Origin of the sequence: Guyparkeria sp. TX1 (assembly GCF_046523965.1) — a bacterium.
Classification (GTDB): Bacteria; Pseudomonadota; Gammaproteobacteria; order Halothiobacillales; family Halothiobacillaceae; genus Guyparkeria.
Genome location: NZ_CP144142.1, coordinates 1,226,528 through 1,243,450, shown reverse-complemented (window position 1 = coordinate 1,243,450; position 16,923 = coordinate 1,226,528). Strand labels below are relative to the sequence as shown.

The 16,923-nt window shown below is 64.5% G+C and carries 18 protein-coding genes; 7 read left to right on the top strand and 11 right to left on the bottom strand.

Annotated elements, in window-relative coordinates:
- Position 1: 1 nt before the first annotated feature.
- From VWP12_RS05825 to VWP12_RS05805, 5 genes are all read right to left on the bottom strand, one after another.
- Entirely contained in the window at positions 2-703 is a 702-nt protein-coding gene (locus VWP12_RS05825; RefSeq protein WP_410473355.1) for a flagellar hook assembly protein FlgD, read from the bottom strand.
- 24 nt (positions 704-727) lie between these two features.
- Positions 728-1,135, bottom strand: a complete 408-nt coding sequence (gene flgC / locus VWP12_RS05820; protein ID WP_410473354.1) for a flagellar basal body rod protein FlgC — start codon at positions 1,133-1,135, stop codon at positions 728-730.
- Positions 1,136-1,187: 52 nt separating this feature from the next.
- Entirely contained in the window at positions 1,188-1,601 is a 414-nt protein-coding gene (gene flgB, locus VWP12_RS05815) for a flagellar basal body rod protein FlgB (RefSeq protein WP_410473353.1), read from the bottom strand.
- A gap of 93 nt (positions 1,602-1,694) precedes the next feature.
- Positions 1,695-2,498, bottom strand: a complete 804-nt coding sequence (locus VWP12_RS05810) for a CheR family methyltransferase (protein ID WP_410473352.1) — start codon at positions 2,496-2,498, stop codon at positions 1,695-1,697.
- Between the two features lie 8 nt (positions 2,499-2,506).
- Positions 2,507-3,466 (bottom strand): chemotaxis protein, encoded by a 960-nt coding sequence (locus VWP12_RS05805; RefSeq protein WP_370271297.1) that lies wholly within the window; start codon positions 3,464-3,466, stop codon positions 2,507-2,509.
- A 299-nt stretch (positions 3,467-3,765) separates the two neighbouring features.
- Here VWP12_RS05805 and flgA point away from each other — a divergent pair, with 299 nt between their 5' ends.
- The 3 genes from flgA to flgN all read left to right on the top strand — a co-directional run bounded on the left by flgA (position 3,766) and on the right by flgN (position 5,695).
- Positions 3,766-4,530: a flagellar basal body P-ring formation chaperone FlgA gene (gene flgA / locus VWP12_RS05800; protein ID WP_410473351.1), complete on the top strand. Its 765-nt coding sequence runs from the start codon at positions 3,766-3,768 to the stop codon at positions 4,528-4,530.
- A 183-nt stretch (positions 4,531-4,713) separates the two neighbouring features.
- Entirely contained in the window at positions 4,714-5,031 is a 318-nt protein-coding gene (gene flgM / locus VWP12_RS05795; protein ID WP_410473350.1) for a flagellar biosynthesis anti-sigma factor FlgM, read from the top strand.
- Between the two features lie 166 nt (positions 5,032-5,197).
- Positions 5,198-5,695 (top strand): flagellar export chaperone FlgN, encoded by a 498-nt coding sequence (gene flgN / locus VWP12_RS05790; RefSeq protein WP_410473349.1) that lies wholly within the window; start codon positions 5,198-5,200, stop codon positions 5,693-5,695.
- A gap of 4 nt (positions 5,696-5,699) precedes the next feature.
- On the opposite strand, the gene rsmD is transcribed toward flgN, so the two are convergent.
- Positions 5,700-6,305, bottom strand: a complete 606-nt coding sequence (rsmD, locus tag VWP12_RS05785; RefSeq protein WP_410473348.1) for a 16S rRNA (guanine(966)-N(2))-methyltransferase RsmD — start codon at positions 6,303-6,305, stop codon at positions 5,700-5,702.
- A gap of 175 nt (positions 6,306-6,480) precedes the next feature.
- Here rsmD and ftsY point away from each other — a divergent pair, with 175 nt between their 5' ends.
- From ftsY to rpoH, 4 genes are all read left to right on the top strand, one after another.
- On the top strand, positions 6,481-7,722 hold the full coding sequence (gene ftsY / locus VWP12_RS05780) for a signal recognition particle-docking protein FtsY (RefSeq protein ID WP_410473347.1): 1,242 nt from the start codon (positions 6,481-6,483) through the stop codon (positions 7,720-7,722).
- 225 nt (positions 7,723-7,947) lie between these two features.
- Positions 7,948-8,619, top strand: a complete 672-nt coding sequence (locus VWP12_RS05775; protein ID WP_125198369.1) for a cell division ATP-binding protein FtsE — start codon at positions 7,948-7,950, stop codon at positions 8,617-8,619.
- Positions 8,616-9,578: a cell division protein FtsX gene (locus tag VWP12_RS05770; RefSeq protein WP_410473346.1), complete on the top strand. Its 963-nt coding sequence runs from the start codon at positions 8,616-8,618 to the stop codon at positions 9,576-9,578. The genes VWP12_RS05775 and VWP12_RS05770 overlap by 4 nt, the downstream gene beginning before the upstream one ends.
- A 216-nt stretch (positions 9,579-9,794) precedes the next feature.
- The gene (rpoH, locus tag VWP12_RS05765) at positions 9,795-10,637 is read left to right on the top strand and encodes an RNA polymerase sigma factor RpoH (RefSeq protein WP_410474947.1); all 843 of its coding nucleotides are present in this window, start codon (positions 9,795-9,797) and stop codon (positions 10,635-10,637) included.
- Positions 10,638-10,900: 263 nt separating this feature from the next.
- Here rpoH and ccoS read toward each other — a convergent pair whose 3' ends face one another.
- The 5 genes from ccoS to lptF all read right to left on the bottom strand — a co-directional run bounded on the left by ccoS (position 10,901) and on the right by lptF (position 16,919).
- Positions 10,901-11,155 carry a cbb3-type cytochrome oxidase assembly protein CcoS gene (gene ccoS, locus VWP12_RS05760; protein WP_410473345.1) on the bottom strand — a complete coding sequence of 85 codons (255 nt, stop codon included), beginning with the start codon at positions 11,153-11,155 and terminating at the stop codon, positions 10,901-10,903.
- 157 nt (positions 11,156-11,312) lie between these two features.
- Positions 11,313-12,227, bottom strand: a complete 915-nt coding sequence (htpX, locus tag VWP12_RS05755) for a protease HtpX (protein ID WP_125198366.1) — start codon at positions 12,225-12,227, stop codon at positions 11,313-11,315.
- A 206-nt stretch (positions 12,228-12,433) separates the two neighbouring features.
- Entirely contained in the window at positions 12,434-14,668 is a 2,235-nt protein-coding gene (parC, locus tag VWP12_RS05750) for a DNA topoisomerase IV subunit A (RefSeq protein ID WP_410473344.1), read from the bottom strand.
- A gap of 75 nt (positions 14,669-14,743) precedes the next feature.
- The gene (gene lptG, locus VWP12_RS05745; RefSeq protein ID WP_410473343.1) at positions 14,744-15,841 is read right to left on the bottom strand and encodes an LPS export ABC transporter permease LptG; all 1,098 of its coding nucleotides are present in this window, start codon (positions 15,839-15,841) and stop codon (positions 14,744-14,746) included.
- On the bottom strand, positions 15,828-16,919 hold the full coding sequence (gene lptF, locus VWP12_RS05740; RefSeq protein ID WP_410473342.1) for an LPS export ABC transporter permease LptF: 1,092 nt from the start codon (positions 16,917-16,919) through the stop codon (positions 15,828-15,830). The genes lptG and lptF overlap by 14 nt, the downstream gene beginning before the upstream one ends.
- Between the last annotated feature and the right edge of the window lie 4 nt (positions 16,920-16,923).

Below are 16,923 nucleotides of genomic sequence, written 5' to 3'. Positions count from 1 at the left end.
ATTAGTTAATGATTTCAACGATATCCGAGAGCTTGACCGCAGACAAACCGTCGAGATTCAATTCGGGACCATTCTTGGTCACGCCCACACTGCTAATCACCGCCCCGACGTAGGTCTGGGGCGCCTGCCCCTTACCATCCACCGTGGCCGTCGCGTTCACCTTGTAGTTGCCCTCGGGCGCCATACGCCCGTCTTTCAAACGCCCATCCCAGGAGAAGGACGGACGATCCGAACCGTCGACGGGCACATCGATGCTCTTGACCACCTGCCCGCTGGCGTTCGTGATTTCGACACTCATCTTCGAGGCCCCACTGGGCACATCGACCGAGCCAAGCACTCCGGACGGTGCTGTGCTGCCGTCCGCTTGCTGCATGTGGTAGAGCTGAGCGGTGTCCCCCTTGACGAGAGCCGCCTTGCCCACCAGCGAGGAGGCCTGCATTACCTGGTTGGACTGCACCGAATTCTCGAATCCGGAAACCGTCTCATTCAGCTGATTTATCCCTTCAAGCGAGCTGAATTGCGCCATCTGGGCGATGAACTGCGTGTTATCCATCGGCTCGAACGGATCCTGCTGCTCCATCTGTTTCGTCAAAAGCTTGAGGAAATCCGTCTGATCGAGGTTTTTCTTGTCCTCGCCCTTGCTGCTCTTGTTCGCCGCAAGCCCCAGATCGGAATAGATATCACTGGTCACTGAACTAGCCATGTCGTGTCTCCTGCGCTCTAGGGCTTACTGGCTCTGACCCAACTGCAACGTGCGCATGGCGAGCTGCTTGGTCGTATCCATTACCTGGACGTTTGTCTGGTAGGTGCGCGAGGCCGACAACATGTTGACCATCTCCTCGACCGGGTTGACGTTCGAGCTATAGACATAGCCGTTTTCGTCCGCCAGCGGGTTGCCGGGATCATGCTTCGGCGCCGGTTGAGCCTGGGACTCGGTTACCCCCACCACCTTCACGCCGCGACCGCCATTGGCCTCGAGCACGGTCTGAAAGACCGGCTGTCTCGCCTTGTAGGCCTCCTCCGGCGAGGAGGCATCCACGTTGGCGTTCGCCAGGTTCGATGCGGTGGTGTTCAGGCGCGTCGATTGCGCCGCCATCGCGGAGGAAGAAATATTGAAAACGTCGTACAAGCTCATGCTTCACCTGCCTTGACTGAAAAGTGTAGTTCGCGGAAATCCGGCGCAGTCATCACTGGCCACTCAGGGCCTTCTTGATGCCGGAAACACGGCTGTTGAGAAACGAAAGCGTCGTCTGGTAACCCACCGCGTCCTGGGTAAAGCCCACCCGCTCCTTGTCGAGATCGACCGTGTTGCCATCCAGTGCTGGCGCATCCGGCACGGAAAACCCCTCCCGGATCCCCGACGACACGCCGCCGCCACCGATCTGGCGCGGGTCCTCGGTCTTGAGGCGCCCGGCGCTACCGGCAGACGAGGACTTGCTCTGCAACGCGGTCTCCATCGCCTGATCGAACGACATCGCCCGCGCCTTGTAGCCCGGGGTGTCGGCATTGGCGATGTTCTCGGCGCGCATCTTGAGGCTGCGCTCCTGGAAAATCAGGGCATCGTCGTGGATGCCAAGCAGGCGGTCATTGATGATCGACATGAAAAAACCCTCGACACAATGTCAGTGCCGAGGGCTTATGCGATAAGCGTGCCAGTTTTTTGGATAACCGACAGGGGGACCCGTCCGTTGGTGTCAACTCTTGAGTCGGTAGGCGGTGCCACCGGTGGGTAACCGCTCGGGGGTGAAACGGTCGGAGAGTTGGGTGAGCGACTCCGAGGCGCCGAGGATCAGATAGCCGCCCGGCACCAGGGTGTCGGCGATGCGGTCGATGATCTTGGCCTTGGTTTCGCGGGAAAAATAGATCAGGACATTGCGGCAGAAGACCATGTCGTAGCGACGGGATTCGGGACGCAGCTCAAGCAGATTGCCGACGCGAAACTGCGTCCGGCGGCTGATCTGGGGCGAGATCTTCCAGCCATCATTCGCCTTGACGAAATATTGACGCTTCCGTTCCGGCGACAGCCCACGCCCCAGGGAAAGGTCATCGAAAACGCCTTGACGGGCCTTCTCGACCACCGCCTCGGAGATGTCGGTGCCGACGATCTCGAGATTGAAGGGCACCCGCTGCTCGTCCGCAATGATGCTGATCGAAAACGCCTCCTGACCGGTGGAACAGGCCGCCGACCAGATCCGGTAGGTGGCTTTCTTTGCGGCGACCGCCTCGGGGAAGAATTTCTTTTCCAGTGCGGCAAAGGGATAGCCGTCACGAAACCAGAGCGTCTCATTGGTGGTCATGGCATCGACCACGTCGCGCGCGAGCATGCGATCTCGCCGCGAGAGCAATGTCTCGATCAGCGACTCCACCGACGCGTGACCCTTGGAACGGGCCACGCGCGAGAGCCGGGTTTCCACCAGGTACTGCTTGTCACGGCTCAGCAGGATACCGCTGTGCTGCTCCAGGAACGCGCAGAACCGGTCGAACGTTTCGGCCTTCATGCCGCGGGTCAAGCCTCGTCCACGGCGTGGTGCACCTCGTGGCGGCGAAGCGCTTCACCCACGACCCGGGCCAGGTCATCCGGGTGGAACTTCGGGATAAAGCGGTCGGCACCGACCTGCTTGACCATCTTTTCGTTGAACACGCCACTGAGCGAGGAGTGCAGGATCACGTAGATGCCCTTGAGCTGCGAGTCCTGGCGGATCAGCGAGGTCAGCGTGTAACCGTCCATCGTGGGCATCTCGATGTCCGAGACCACCATGGCCAGCCGCTCGAGTTGCTCGGGCTGCTTCTCCTTCCAGCGCCGGAGCGTGTCGATCGCCTCCTGACCGTTCTTGGTGACCACCGATTTCAAGTGCATCTGCTCGAGCGTACTTTCCACCTGCTTGCGCGCGACCACCGAGTCATCGACCACCAGCACCAGATCCGACCCCTTGGCGATCTCGCCGTACTCGCCGATCACGTCGTCGGAGACTGTATCGGCCACGCCGACGACGCGCGCGAAAATCTGCTCGACGTCGATGATCTCGACCAGCTGCTTGTCGATCCGCGCCACGGCCGTCAGGAAGTTTGAGTTGTTGGTCCCGCTCGGCGGGGTCAGCACTTCCTTCCAGGACAGGTTGACGATCCGGTCGACCGAATGCACCAGGAACCCCTGCACGGCACGGTTGTACTCGGTGATGATGACGAAGGCGTTCTGCACCTGCTCGTCGGTCATGCGCCCCTTGCCGATCGCCTCCGACAGATCGATGACGGTGATCGTGTGCCCGCGCACGTCGGCAATCCCGCGAATCGAGCTGTCCGAGTGCGGCACGTCAGTCAGCTTGGGACAACGAATCACCTCGCGGACCTTGAAGACATTGATCCCGAAACGCTGATCGGTGCCCAGACCGAACACCAGCAACTCCAGTCGGTTGCGACCGGCCAGCTGGGTACGGGAATCGACTGATGACATCACGTTGCTTTTCACGGCTAGTCCTGTCCTGGTGACGCAGAAAGTGGCGGGGAGTCTTTGTTAATCAGACGTGGTATCGGCCCGGTCGACGCAATCTTTAGCATCGCACTCAATCCCGCCCCTTCGACCGGGCTGATCTGACCGATCCGCTTCAACGATTCGGCAACGACGTCGTACCGGCATGGTAGCGCAGTCGTCCGAGGGTTGCGCCCACCCCGCCGCAGCGTCGGAGAGAAGGACGCCGGACGCAGGGAGTGGCATGGTAAGTGCTTAACAACGCGGTGCAAGCAACCCGAGGTCATGATTGCATCCCGATGAGTAATTCCCGCGTTATCGCCCGACCGAAAGGCACACCAGCCAGCAAGGCCTTGCTGTGTTCGATGCTGATGCTGGCCGGCTGGTTACTGGCACCGGTCTTGGCGCAAGCCGAGCCGGGCGACGCCCCCGAGACCGTTCAGATGCAGGTCAGCCAGGCCATGGAGGCGTTCCTCGACGCGCAGGAAAGCGGCAATGATCAGCTCACCCTGCGAGCCGGGCGACTCGATCCGCGGCTACGCCTGGGTGTGTGCGATCAGGCACTGGAGATCAACGAGGGCCGCCCGCTCAACCTCAATCGCGGCCGCCAGACGGTGAAGGTCAGTTGTCACGGCAACTCGCCCTGGCGCATCTACGTCCCGGTCGAACTCTCCCGCCGTCAGCAGGCGGTGGTTGCCGCCCGGCCACTGGCCGCCGGTGACGTGCTGAGCATCGAGGATCTGGATCTGGCCACCGTAGATGCCAACCGCGCCCGCCGTCAGTACTACACCGACCCGGCGGAACTTGTCGGCATGATGGCGACTCAACCTCTACAGTCGGGGCAATTGGTGACCGCGCACAACCTGGGCATCAACGCGGTGGTCGAGCGTGGCGACATCGTCTCCATCCAGGTCGGCCATGGCGGGTTCGTGGTCGGCTCGACCGGCGAGGTACAGGGCCGCGCCGGTGTGGGGCAGCGAGTCAAGGTGAAGAACACCGGCTCCGGCAACGTGATCGAGACCGTCGTGGTCGACAGTCGCACCGTCGAGGCGATCGGCCGCTAAACGGGTGACAGGAATCCGACGATGATCGTCAATTTTCAAAAGTATTTCAGTTGGCGCTAAAGTTTTGCGTTGACCGGCCGATGCTCAAGGGCGACGGGACATTTTGAGTTAACCTAGACGCCTGCCAGTCGGGCCCGTGCCACGGCGCGGACACGTTGTCCGAGACAGGAAGGATCAATCACCATGGCAAACGAAATCAACGGCTTCGGCCCGCGCAATCTGGGCCCGAATTCCTCGCTGGACTCGTCCCGTAATCGGGCCGAGGCCAAGGGCGAGGGCCAACAAGCAGCCGGCAGCGCGACGACGGGCATCAAGGAGGATGACGCCGTGACGCTCTCCAGCGGGGCTTCCCAGCTCCAGGAAATGGGTCAGGCGCTGGCCGAATCCGCCCCCTTCGATCAAGCCAAGGTCGATCGCATCAAGGATTTGATCAGCCAGGGCGAATACCAGATCGATTCCGGCCGGATCGCCGAGAAGCTGCGCCAGTTCGAGACGCTCTAATCGCTCTAATCCCTGGATGACCAGGGCGCCGGCCAGGCGCGGCACAAGACACCCCGGCGGGATGACCCGACCGGGGTGCTTCTATTGGGCGCGGACAATTCGTATGCTCATGCTGACTTCCCGTTATTCGTGAACATCAAGCAGGAACGCCAAGCAGGCACCCAAAATGACCCAGTTCGATACCAGCGCCCCCGCCAATAACAACCCCTCGCCCACCGGCTGGCTGGCCGACATGCTCGAGCCGGCACGGGCGCTGCTCGACGACCACCAGGCACTCGCCGCCCTGCTGCGACGCCAGGAAACCCCGTCACTCGACGAGTTCGACGAGGTCTTCCGCCAGATCCGCGAACACAATCAGGCACTGGCCGAGGCCGAACAGGCTCGGCTGGAGTGGTTGGCGGCTGTGGGCGAGACCGACACCCAAACGGCACTGGAACGCGAGAACGCATCCGCGAACGCCACCTGGGACGAACTCAAGAGCACCGCCCGCCACTTTCGTGACCTCTCGGAGACCAACCTGATGGCCCTGCGGCGCATCGATCATTTCCTCGGTGAACGGATCGATTTCCTGACCCAGCGCGACGAGCCGGCAGGCTCGCTCTACACCGCCGGCGGCACCGAGCACAACGCCGGCAACCGTGGCCGGACGCTGGGCGATGCCTGAGACATCAGGCCCGCCGTTCGAGCAATAGCGAACGGCTCTCCCCGGCTCGCGTCTCACGGCTCACGATGAAACCATCCGGAAGCCTGAGCGACTCGAGCGCCGCGCCCTCGACAAACACCCGCACATCCTCGGCCAGCCAGGGCGCCTCCGCCAGGGCGTCCAGTGCCCCCTGCAACAACTCGGGCTGACGGAACGGCGGGTCGAGAAAGACCAGGTCGATCGGCCCGTCCAGCGCCTCGGGCACCGCCGACAACCAGTGGCGGGCATTCATGGCCCACACCGAGAATCGCTCGGGTGAAGCATCCATGCGGGCCAGGTTTTCCTCCAGCGCTTTCGCCACCCGCGCCGATCGTTCGACGAATCCCACCCACGCGGCTCCGCGTGAAAGCGCCTCGATGCCCAGCACGCCGCTGCCGGCAAACAGATCGAGCACCCGCCATCCCGGCAAGCTCTGCCCCAGCCAGTTGAACAACGTCTCGCGCACGCGGTCCGGTGTCGGGCGCAGATCACGCGCCGACGGGAAGCGCAGACGCCGCGAGCGCCACTCCCCACCGATAATGCGCACCTGCTCGCCGCGTGCCGGGCCTCGCCCCTTGGGGGTGCTGGGCATGAAGACTCTCCTTGCCGATCACTGATGGATGATGGGGCGACGCCGGGTGGCTGCCGCCGGTGGCCGGTGACCGAAGCCGCCGGGCATGGCCTGCATGATAAACTCCGTCGGCGCCATGCGGGGCACCGCTGCGCCCTGCCAAACATCGGCCGCGAACCTAGGTACCATCGATTTCATGTTCGGATTTCTCAGACGCAAAAAGCGCAAGAACGAAGCCGCCAAGGTCCATGACGACATCCCTCAGGACCTCCCCGCGGTCGATTCGGCCGGGGCCGACAACACTGGCCCAGGCGAACCAGCAACCGAAAACGATCAACCAGCTCAGCCAGCACCTGAGCCGGCGCCGGAAACCGCCCGACCGACCGAGCCTGCCGTCGCCGAGGAACCGACCGCCACGCCGGTACCGGAAGAGAGCGGCGGGCGTCAGGAATCCGTCGCCGAGTCGCCATCCGCCGGCAAAGCGCCCGCCATGGCGACGCCCAAGCCGGAGCAGTCCGGCTCGCTGTTCAGTCGACTGGCCAAGACCCGGTCGGGACTGACCGAGGGGCTGGGCGACCTGTTCCTGGGCAAGAAACAGATCGACGATGAGCTGATCGAGGAACTGGAAACGCGCCTGATCATGGCCGATGTCGGTCAGGCCACGACCGCCGCCCTGATCGACGAGTTGACCGACGAGGTCAGCCGCAAGCACGTCAACGACCCCGAACACCTGTTCGAAACCCTTTACCGCCTGATGGTCGAGCGCCTCGAGGCGGTGCAGCCAGCCGAGCCGCCGGCACGCCGGCAACCGGGTCGGCCGCACGTGATGGTGGTCTGTGGCATCAACGGCGGCGGCAAGACCACCAGCATCGGCAAACTCGCGCATCGCTTCAAGGCCGAGGGCCGCGACGTGACACTGGCGGCGGCGGACACCTTCCGCGCCGCTGCCGTCGAGCAACTGATCAGCTGGGGCGAGCGCAATGACGTGCGCGTGATCGGCGAACCGGGCCGCGGCGATCCCGCCTCGGTCGCCTTCGACGCGGTCAGCTCGGCCAAGGCCCGCAACAGCGACCTGCTGATCGTCGACACCGCCGGGCGCCTGCACACGCAATCGGGCCTGATGGACGAACTTGGCAAGCTGATCCGCGTGATCTCCAAGGCCGAACCCGAGGCCCCCGACGAGGTGCTGCTGGTGATCGATGCGAGCATCGGCCAGAACGCGCTCGTCCAGGCCCGCCAGTTCAACCAGGCGGTGAAACTCACCGGCCTGATCGTCACCAAACTCGACGGCACGGCCAAGGGGGGCATCGTATTCGCCATCGCCGACGAACTCGGCCTGCCGATTCATTTCATCGGCGTGGGCGAGAAGGCCGAGGACCTGCGCCCATTCGACCCGCGCGCCTTCGTCGACGCCCTGCTCGACCGTCAACCGGACTGAGGCACGGGTGCCTCCAAAACCGTCATGAGCAAGTTCGAGTGCAAGGAGCCGCGGAGTGAGCGACGAGACATATCAAATTGATAGGCGGATGCAGGCCCTCCATGGCCTGCCTGCTTCGCACGCGCCCCGCGCGCCCCGCTTTTGCTCCACGCAAAGCGGTAAGAGCGAACGAGCACGCGACGCCGCAATCGAACGGCGCAATAGGTTTTCGAGGTGCCCGCTGCAATGATTGAGTTCGCCAACGTGTCCCGCCGCTACGCCAACGGGCAATTCGGCCTGCAGGACATCAACTTCCGCCTGCCCACCGGGCGCATGGCATTCCTTACCGGCCATTCCGGGGCCGGCAAGTCGACGCTGCTGCGCCTGATCCCGGCGCTCGACCGCCCGACCTCGGGCAAGGTGCTGATCGGCGGCTACGATCTCAACAAGATGGGGCGCCACCAATACCCCAAGCTGCGCCGGCAGATCGGGGTGGTGTTCCAGGACCACCACCTACTGACCGACCGGCTCGTGTTCGACAACGTCGCCCTGCCCTTGCAGGTCTCCGGCTATCTGCCCGGTGATGTCCGACGGCGCGTGGATGCAGCACTCGACAAGGTCGGGTTGCTGGGTCGTCAACGCGCCCGCATCGAGGAGCTTTCCGGCGGCGAGCAGCAGCGGGTCAACATCGCCCGCGCCTTGGTCAACCGGCCACGTATCCTGCTGGCCGACGAGCCGACCGGCAACCTCGACCCCGACCTGTCACGCGACATCTTCGACCGTTTCTTCGAATTCCACGCCGTCGGTGTGACCGTGCTGATCGCCAGTCACGACGTCGAGTTGCTCAAGCAATACCCGGTGCCGCGCATCGCACTCAACGAGGGACGCATCAGCGCCTTCGAGGAGGCCGAATCATGAGCGGGCCGACAATCAACGAAGCTCGCGCCAACAGCGAGAAGGCTCGCCGTCCGCTCGCGGCCTGGCGGCGCCACCATCGCCAGTGCCTGCGCGGGGCCTTTTCGCGACTGATCCGCCGCCCGGTCGGCGCCTGGGCCACCATCCTGGTACTGGGCGTGGTGCTTAGCCTGCCCGCCTTGGTGATGACCCTCGGCCACCAGGTCGAGCGATTGGGGGCCATCTGGATGAGCGATGCCGCCCGCATGGACATCTACCTCGCCACCGATGCCGACGAGGCCGCCCGCCAGACCTTGCGCGACTGGCTCGACCGGCAGGCGACGGTGGCCGAGCAACGCGTCATCCCGCCCGAAGAAGGCCTGGAGGCACTGACCGAACGACTGCACATCGATGGCCTGGAGACACTCGAGTCCAACCCGCTGCCCTGGGTGATCGAACTGACCCTAAGCGACGCGCGCGCCGACACCCGCCTGGCCCTGGCCGAGGGGCTACGCGAGCAGCCGGCGGTGGCCGAATTTTCCTCCGGCGACGACTGGATTCAGCGCCTCGAGCAAATCCGGGCCTTCTTCGACGACCTCGGCTGGTGGCTCCTGGGCCTGCTGGGCCTGACCGTGGTATTCGTCGTCGGCAACACCCTGCGCCTCGAACTACACGAGCGCCGCCGCGAGATCGCGCTCATCGCGCTGATCGGCGGCACGGAACGTTACATGCTGCGCCCTCTGCTGTATGACGGCACGCTCAGCGGCCTGCTCGGCGGGGTCGTGGCCAGCGGGCTGGTCGGCCTGGCCCTTTCGGTCACCTCGGGCCCGATCGAACGCTTCGCCGCCTCCTACGGCGCGGCCATCTCGCCCCAGATCGACCCCGCGCTGGTTCTGCTACTGATGACCGCCGGCGCCCTGCTCGGCTGGCTGTCGGCCCAAGTCATCGGTCGGTTCTATATCGGTCGGCTGAGCACGCCATGATTTTTTTCGATTGGTGCATTAGTCTTTCCAGTCTGACCCGCGGTCGGTGGAACTTGCCCCGCTTTTAGCACTCTCATCTCGCGAGTGCTAAAATACGAGGCTACGACACGATTGGGATACTTGCAGCGAGGCGAGAGAATGCACACAGCAGGCAACCAGATGACAGACAGCAAATCGCGGGGCCCGACTCTGTCGGCTCAGACCCCGTCAGCCGGCATGACCATGCCGGTGATCGGCGATTCGTTGTCGCAATACCTCAACGAGGTGCGTCGTCTGCCCGTCATCTCCGTCGAGGAAGAACAGGTGCTGGGCCGGCGGCTGAAAGAGACCGGTGACATCGAGGCGGCGCAGAAGCTCGTGCTCGGTCACCTGCGGTTCGTCGTGCACGTCGCCCGGGGCTACCGGGGCTATGGCCTGCCGCTGGCCGACCTGATCCAGGAAGGCAACATCGGTCTGATGAAGGCGGTCAAACGCTTCGACCCGGACCAGAAGGTCCGTCTGGTGACCTTCGCGGTGCACTGGATTCGCGCCGAGATTCACGAGTACATCCTCAAGAACTGGCGGATCGTCAAGGTCGCGACCACCAAGGCGCAGCGCAAGCTGTTCTTCAAGATGCGCCAGATGAAGAACTCGATCGGCTGGCTGAGCAAGTCGGAAGCCGAGGCGATGGCCGAAGAACTCGACGTGCCCGAGCGCGAGGTCATGACCATGGAGGCCCGTCTCTACGGGCGCGACATGGGTCTCGACACACCAGCGTACGATGGCTCGGAAGATGGCGACGGGCCGTCCTACGAGCAGATCATGGTCGATCAGGACGCGCTCTCGGTCGAGGACATCGCCTCGCAGCGCGACGATGATGATCGGGTCGAGGCGATGACCGCTGCACTCTCGACGCTCGATGACCGCAGCCGGGACATCCTGTCCCGTCGCTGGCTGGACGAGCCCAAGGCCACCCTGCAGACGCTGGCCGACGAGTACGGCGTCTCGGCCGAGCGGATCCGCCAGATCGAAACGGCGGCGCTCAAGAAACTGCGCACCGCCCTGCCCCAGCCGGCCTGATCTCGATCTGGCCCAGACGGGAAAACAAAAAAGCCACCGTTTAAACGGTGGCTTTTTTCGTTGCTGATCAGGCGCGTTGACCGCGCGGGCGATCAGCCGAAGAAGACGACGCTCAGGAAGCTCAGCCAGGAAAACACGATCAGGCCGACGATAAACGTGAACGCGAAGTTGTCGAAGTTGAAGAAGTCTTTCATGTCTGGTTCCTCCCGTTGATGGACGTATCGTAAACCAGCCGTACGGCGATGTCACTAGTCAGATCAGGGTTATTCCCTGCCCGAATGGGATGACTTCTCCACCGCTTCGTGACGCGTCCGGTCATCGGTCCCGGCTTCGGGCGCATCCGGTTCGTCCGTCGACTGGTTGGTCGGAATCTTCGGGTCGTCATCGTCCATGAGAATGCGATGCGCCGGACCTTCCAAGTCGTCGTACTGGTTGTTCCGGATGGCCCAGAATGCGGCCCAGACCAGGCCCGCGACCACCAGCATGCTCAACGGCACGAACAGAAACAGGACTTCCATCACGTTGCTCCATCAGGGTGTCGTTGCCATTGCGTCGATCTCGACTGCCAAACGACAAGAAGGCCCGCAGATGGCGGGCCTTCGGTTTCGGCCCCGCGGGGCCGGCAATTGTCACCCGCCGTCAGCGGGGGATCAAATCGCGATCTAGCGCAGCTGATCAGGCAACCTGCGCCTGGCCACTGGCCGCACGCAACGCTGCGATCCGCTCGTCCAGCGGCGGGTGCGACATGAACAGCCGACCGAAGTTGCCACCGCGACCGAAGATGCCGAAGGCCTGCATCTGCGCGGGCATGTCCGACGGGCGATCGTAGTTGAGCTTCAGGCGCTCGAGCGCGGCGATCATCTTCTCGCGACCGGCCAGACGGGCCCCGGCGTCATCGGCACGGAATTCGCGCTGACGGGAGAACCACATCACGATGGTGCTCGCCAGGATGCCGAAGACGATCTCGGCGACGATCGTGGTGACGAAAAAGCCGATACCCGGCCCCTCTTCGTTCTTGAGGATCATACGATCGACGAAAAAACCGACGATGCGGGCAAAGAAGATCACGAAGGTGTTCACCACGCCCTGAATCAGCGTCAAGGTGATCATGTCGCCGTTGGCGATGTGACCGACCTCGTGGCCCAGGACGGCCTCGGCCTCGTCACGGGTCATGTTGGAGAGCAGCCCTGTGGAGACGGCCACCAGCGCCTTGTTACGGCTTGCGCCGGTGGCGAAGGCGTTGATCTCCGGCGAGTCGTAGATGGCCACCTCGGGCATGCCGATGCCGGCCTCGCGGGCCTGGCGCTGGACGGTCTCGACCAGCCAACGCTCTCCCTCGGAGCTCGGCTGCTCGATCACCTGCGCGCCGACACTCCTCTTGGCGATCCACTTGGACATCAACAGCGAGATCAGTGAGCCGCCGAAGCCGAACACCGCGGCCAGCACCAGCGTGGACGTCAGGTTGATGGTACCCGCCTGGTAATCCATCGTCCGACCGAGACCGAAGACGCTGGAAATCACGAACCAGACGATCATCAGCACGACGATCACGGCCAGGTTGGTCAGCAGGAACAAGCCGATGCGTTTCATCTCTACCTCAGGTATGAGTGGTTGGTCGTCAACGGGTGGACTCAGCGCCCACGCGCCGGGGCCGAACGCCATCGCGACGCCCGGGGAAGCCTACCCCAATCTGGGGTGCGGTGGTGGGTTTTTCAAGCCGCTTTCGCAACGCCGCGCTACTGGTTAGCCAATCTCTGCAGCCAGCGCCAGGCCGGCCGACGGTTACCGCTTGATCACTAACCGTTCGCCGAGGCCGCGGCCAGGGCATCGACGCGGGTCAGCCCCCGCGGCAGGCTGCGTCCGCGCGCGGCCCGCTTGCCGCGATACAGGGCCAGATCGGCCGGCTTGATGGTCATGGTGCGTGCCCCGGCGGTGACGCGCAGGCCGTCGTCCTCGCCCAGCGCGGCCACGGCGACGATCTCCGCACCGGCTTTCAGTGCCACCAGTTTGTTGCCCTTGCCCTTGGCCAGAACCGGCAGTTCGTCGGCTTCCACCACTAGCACATGACCATCGCTGGTGGCCACGGCGAGGTAGGCAAACCCCTTGCCCGGCAGGGCCGGGTGCCCGGGGACGGCACCCTTGGGCAGGGAGAAGACCTTCTTGCCGGCTCGCTGGCGCCCTACCAGGTCGCCGACCGAGGTCACAAAACCGAACCCGGCCGGTGACCACAGGACCACACGCTGCTCGGGCTCGCCCATCGCCAGCGCGGTAAAGCGTGCCCCGGAGGGCGGTGTCACCCGGCCAGTCACCGGTTCACCCTGCCCCCGCGCCGATGGCAGGGTATGGGTGGCCAGCGTGTAAGCGCGCCCGGTGTCGTCGAAGACCACCGTCGGTTGGGTCGAGCGCCCGGCGATATGCGCCTGGTAACCGTCACCCGACTTGTAGGACAGCGACTCGGGGTCCACATCATGGCCCTTGGCCGCCCGGATCCAGCCGTTGTGGCTCAGCACCACGGTCACCGGCTCGGCGGTCATCAGACGGGTCTCGTCGAGCGGCTGGGCCGATTCGCGCGTGACCAGCCGCGAGCGGCGCACATCGCCGTACTCCTTCGCATCGTGGATTAGTTCGTCGCGCATCAGGCCACGCAGGGCCTGCTCGTCGGCCAGCAGCGTCCGGATGCCCTCGGCCTCCTCGGCGAGCTCCGCCTGCTCCTTCTTGACCGCGATCTCCTCGATCTTGGCCAGTTGGCGCAGTCGGATCTCGAGGATCGAGTCGGCCTGCAGCTCGGTGAGCTCGAAGCGGGCGATCAGCTCGGCCTTGGGATCCTCGGCCTCGCGGATGATCGCGATCACCTCGTCGATGTTGAGGAACGCGATCAACAGACCGGCGAGGATCTCCAGGCGGCGCTCGATCTTGGCCAGCCGCCACTCGAGCCGGCGACGCAGCGTCGTCTGACGGAAGGCCAGCCACTCGGTCAGCATCTCGCGGAGATTGAGCACCCGCGGCCGACCGTCGGCCGTGATCACATTCATGTTGATCCGGTAGCTCTTCTCCAGGTCGGTGGTGGCGAATAGGTGCGCCATCAATGCCTCGACATCGACCTGACGGCTGCGCGGCACGATCACCAACCGCGTGGGCGACTCGTGATCCGACTCGTCGCGCAGGTCGGTCACCAGCGGCAACTTCTTGGCGTGCATCTGCCCGGCGATCTGCTCGAGGATCTTGCTACCCGACACCTGGAACGGCAGCGCGGTGACCACGATCTGCCCGGATTCCATCTCGTAGCGAGCACGCTGGCGCACGTTGCCGGTGCCCGTCTCGTACATCCGGCGGATGTCCTCGGGCGGTGTGATGATCTCGCCCTCGGTGGGAAAGTCCGGTCCCTTCACGTGCTTGCACAGGGCCCTGACATCGGCCTCGGGGTTCTCGATCAGCGCCACACAGGCATTGACCACTTCCCTGAGATTATGCGGCGGGATGTCGGTGGACAGCCCGACGGCGATGCCGGTCGAGCCGTTCAGCAGCACGTTGGGCAGGCGCGCGGGCAACAGCGACGGTTCGGTGAGCGTCCCATCGAAATTGTCGACCCAGTCGACCGTGCCCTGGTCGGCCTCGGCCAGGAGTGTCTGGGCATAGCGGGTCAGGCGCGACTCGGTGTAGCGCATCGCCGCGAACGACTTCGGATCATCCGGCGAGCCGAAATTACCCTGCCCGTCGATCAGCGGATAGCGATACGAGAACGGCTGGGCCATCAGCACCATGGCCTCGTAGCAGGCCGAATCCCCGTGCGGGTGGTACTTGCCGAGCACGTCGCCCACGGTGCGCGCGGACTTCTTGTGCTTGGCCAATGCCGAGAGTCCCAGCTCGCTCATCGCGTAGACGATGCGCCGCTGGACGGGCTTCAAGCCGTCGGCAACATGCGGCAGGGCCCGGTCGAGGATGACGTACATGGCGTAGTTGAGGTACGCCTTCTCCGTGAAGGCGCCGATCGACTGGCGCTCGAATTCGTTGCTGCTCTGGTCTTCGAACATGCGAGTCCCTTGTTGAAGTCGTCGTGCCCCGGTATCCGACCGCGCCGCGTGGACGTCTCGGCGGGGTCCCGCCGGTCAGCCGGTCGCCCGGCGGACGCGAGGGGTCGCTCGATACAATGCCACCACCCCGGCGATCGAGAACAGGGCCGGCGGCAGAATCGTACTGAGAATCGGTGAAATATCGTAGGCCGGTGCCAGTGCCGAGACGATCTGGGTGAGCGTCATATAGGCCACGCCCAGCAGGATGGCAATGAACAGCCAGCGCCCCGCCGAGCCGCCCCGCTGGGCGACGAACACGAACGGCAGCGTGACCAGCAGCATCGCCAGCACCGAGATTGGCTGGACCACGCGTGACCACATCGCCGTGGCGTACACCGAGGCATCCAGCTGGTTGCGCTCGAGGTAACCGACGTAATCGGACAGTTGCGCGACGTTCATGTAGCGCGGGTTGAGCGCGGCGATCTCGAGCACCTCGCGGTCGAACAGGCGCATCTCGTCCTCGCCACGTTGCTGGACGCTCACCGGTTCGGCCGGTTCCTCGATCGACAGCTGCGTATCCACCACGTTATCGAGGCGCCAGCGATCGCCGCCCAGGCTTGCCGCCCGCGTGGCCTCGAGCACCCGTTGCGGTCGACTGTCCGCCCCCAGCTCGAACACCCGCAGGCCCAGCAATTGGCCGTCGACCAGCGCCCGTTCGACGTTCACGATCCGATCGCCCTCACGCAACCAGAACCCGCTGGCAAGATCGGTGCTCACCTGCTTTTCCGTGGCAGACGCACGCATTTCGTTGGCCGCCGCCTGACCCCAGGCGCCGATCGTCTCGCCCATCACCGTGCCCAGGGCGGCGAGGATGATCCCCGCGACCAGCACCGGGCGGGCCAGGCGCAGCAGCGACATGCCGGTCGCACGCATGACCGTCAACTCGGAGTGGGCCGCCAACGCGCCGAGGCTCAGCAGCCCGCCGACCAGCACCGTCACCGGAAAGAGCTCGTAGAGATATCCCGGCGTGCTCATCACCACGAACCGCAACGCCTGGAAGGTGGTGTAGCCCGGGCCGATCTTGCTGAACTCGTCGATCATGCCGAAGACGAGGATCAGCACGCCGAAGGCCGCCGAGGCCCCAAGTCCGCCGAGGACGACACTGCGAATCAGGTAGCGATCAAGCGTATTCACGGCGTCCCTTCCACAAGCTGCGCAATCGTCCCCAGCCACCACGCGCCGACCAGAACAGCGCGCCCCACAGCAACAGGAACCCACCGTGCGCCAAGGCAACGGCCCCGGCCAACCCGTAATGGTTGGCCTCGATGCCATCGGAGACCAGCGGCACGACGTTGAAATACAGGGCGTAAAGCAGGAATGCCCAGAACAGGCGTCCGTAACGCCCGCTGCGCGGCGGCGCCTGCGCCAGCGGGACTGCGATCAGCACCAGCACCAGAGCGATGATGCCCTGCGAGAGGCGTTCGAACAGTTCGGCATGATCGTTCGGGTTGCCGGAGGCCCATAACGAGCCGGACGAGCGCACGCTCACCTCGCCGCCCTCCATTTCGGGTTGCCCCGGCAGGCGCATCAGGTGGCGATCGTAGTCGAGGCGGTTCCAGTCGGCCATGCCGACGGTCCCGCCGATGCGCCTCCCGTCCTCAAGGGCGACATAGCGCTGACCGTCCTCCTCGACCATCACCCCCCTCGGCGCGCTCTCGACCGCGATCGAGCCATCCTCGGCCCGGTCAAAGAGGAAGATGCGCTGGTAGCCACCGTTCTCGGACGCACCCACGTAAGCGACCAGCCGACCCTCGTTGGCCTCGATGAACCGTCCGACCGGCACCTGCTGACCGATATAGTCCGTTTGTGCGCCCTCGACCATGCGATCACGCGCCTGCTCGGCCATCGGCCAGCCGAACAACGCGATCCAGCCGGTCAGCAGCGCCAGCGGAATGCCGACGGGCAGCAACGCCCCCGTGATCCGCCACAGGCCGAAGCCACTTGAGCGCATGATGGTCTGTTCGCTGTCGCGATTGAGCCGCCCCAACGCGAACATCAGGCCGATGAACGTGGCCACCGGAATGACGTACATCAGCATCTTGACCAGGTTGAAACCCAGCAGGTTCGGTACCAGCGCGGCCGGCAACGTGCCGTCGGCGGCCAGCGACAGCGCGCGGGCCAGCAGGTTGGTGGCCATGATCAGCATCAGCACGGTGGTCACCGCGCCGATGGAGATGAGCGCCTCGCGACGCAGGTAACCGCCGAGCCGCACGCCG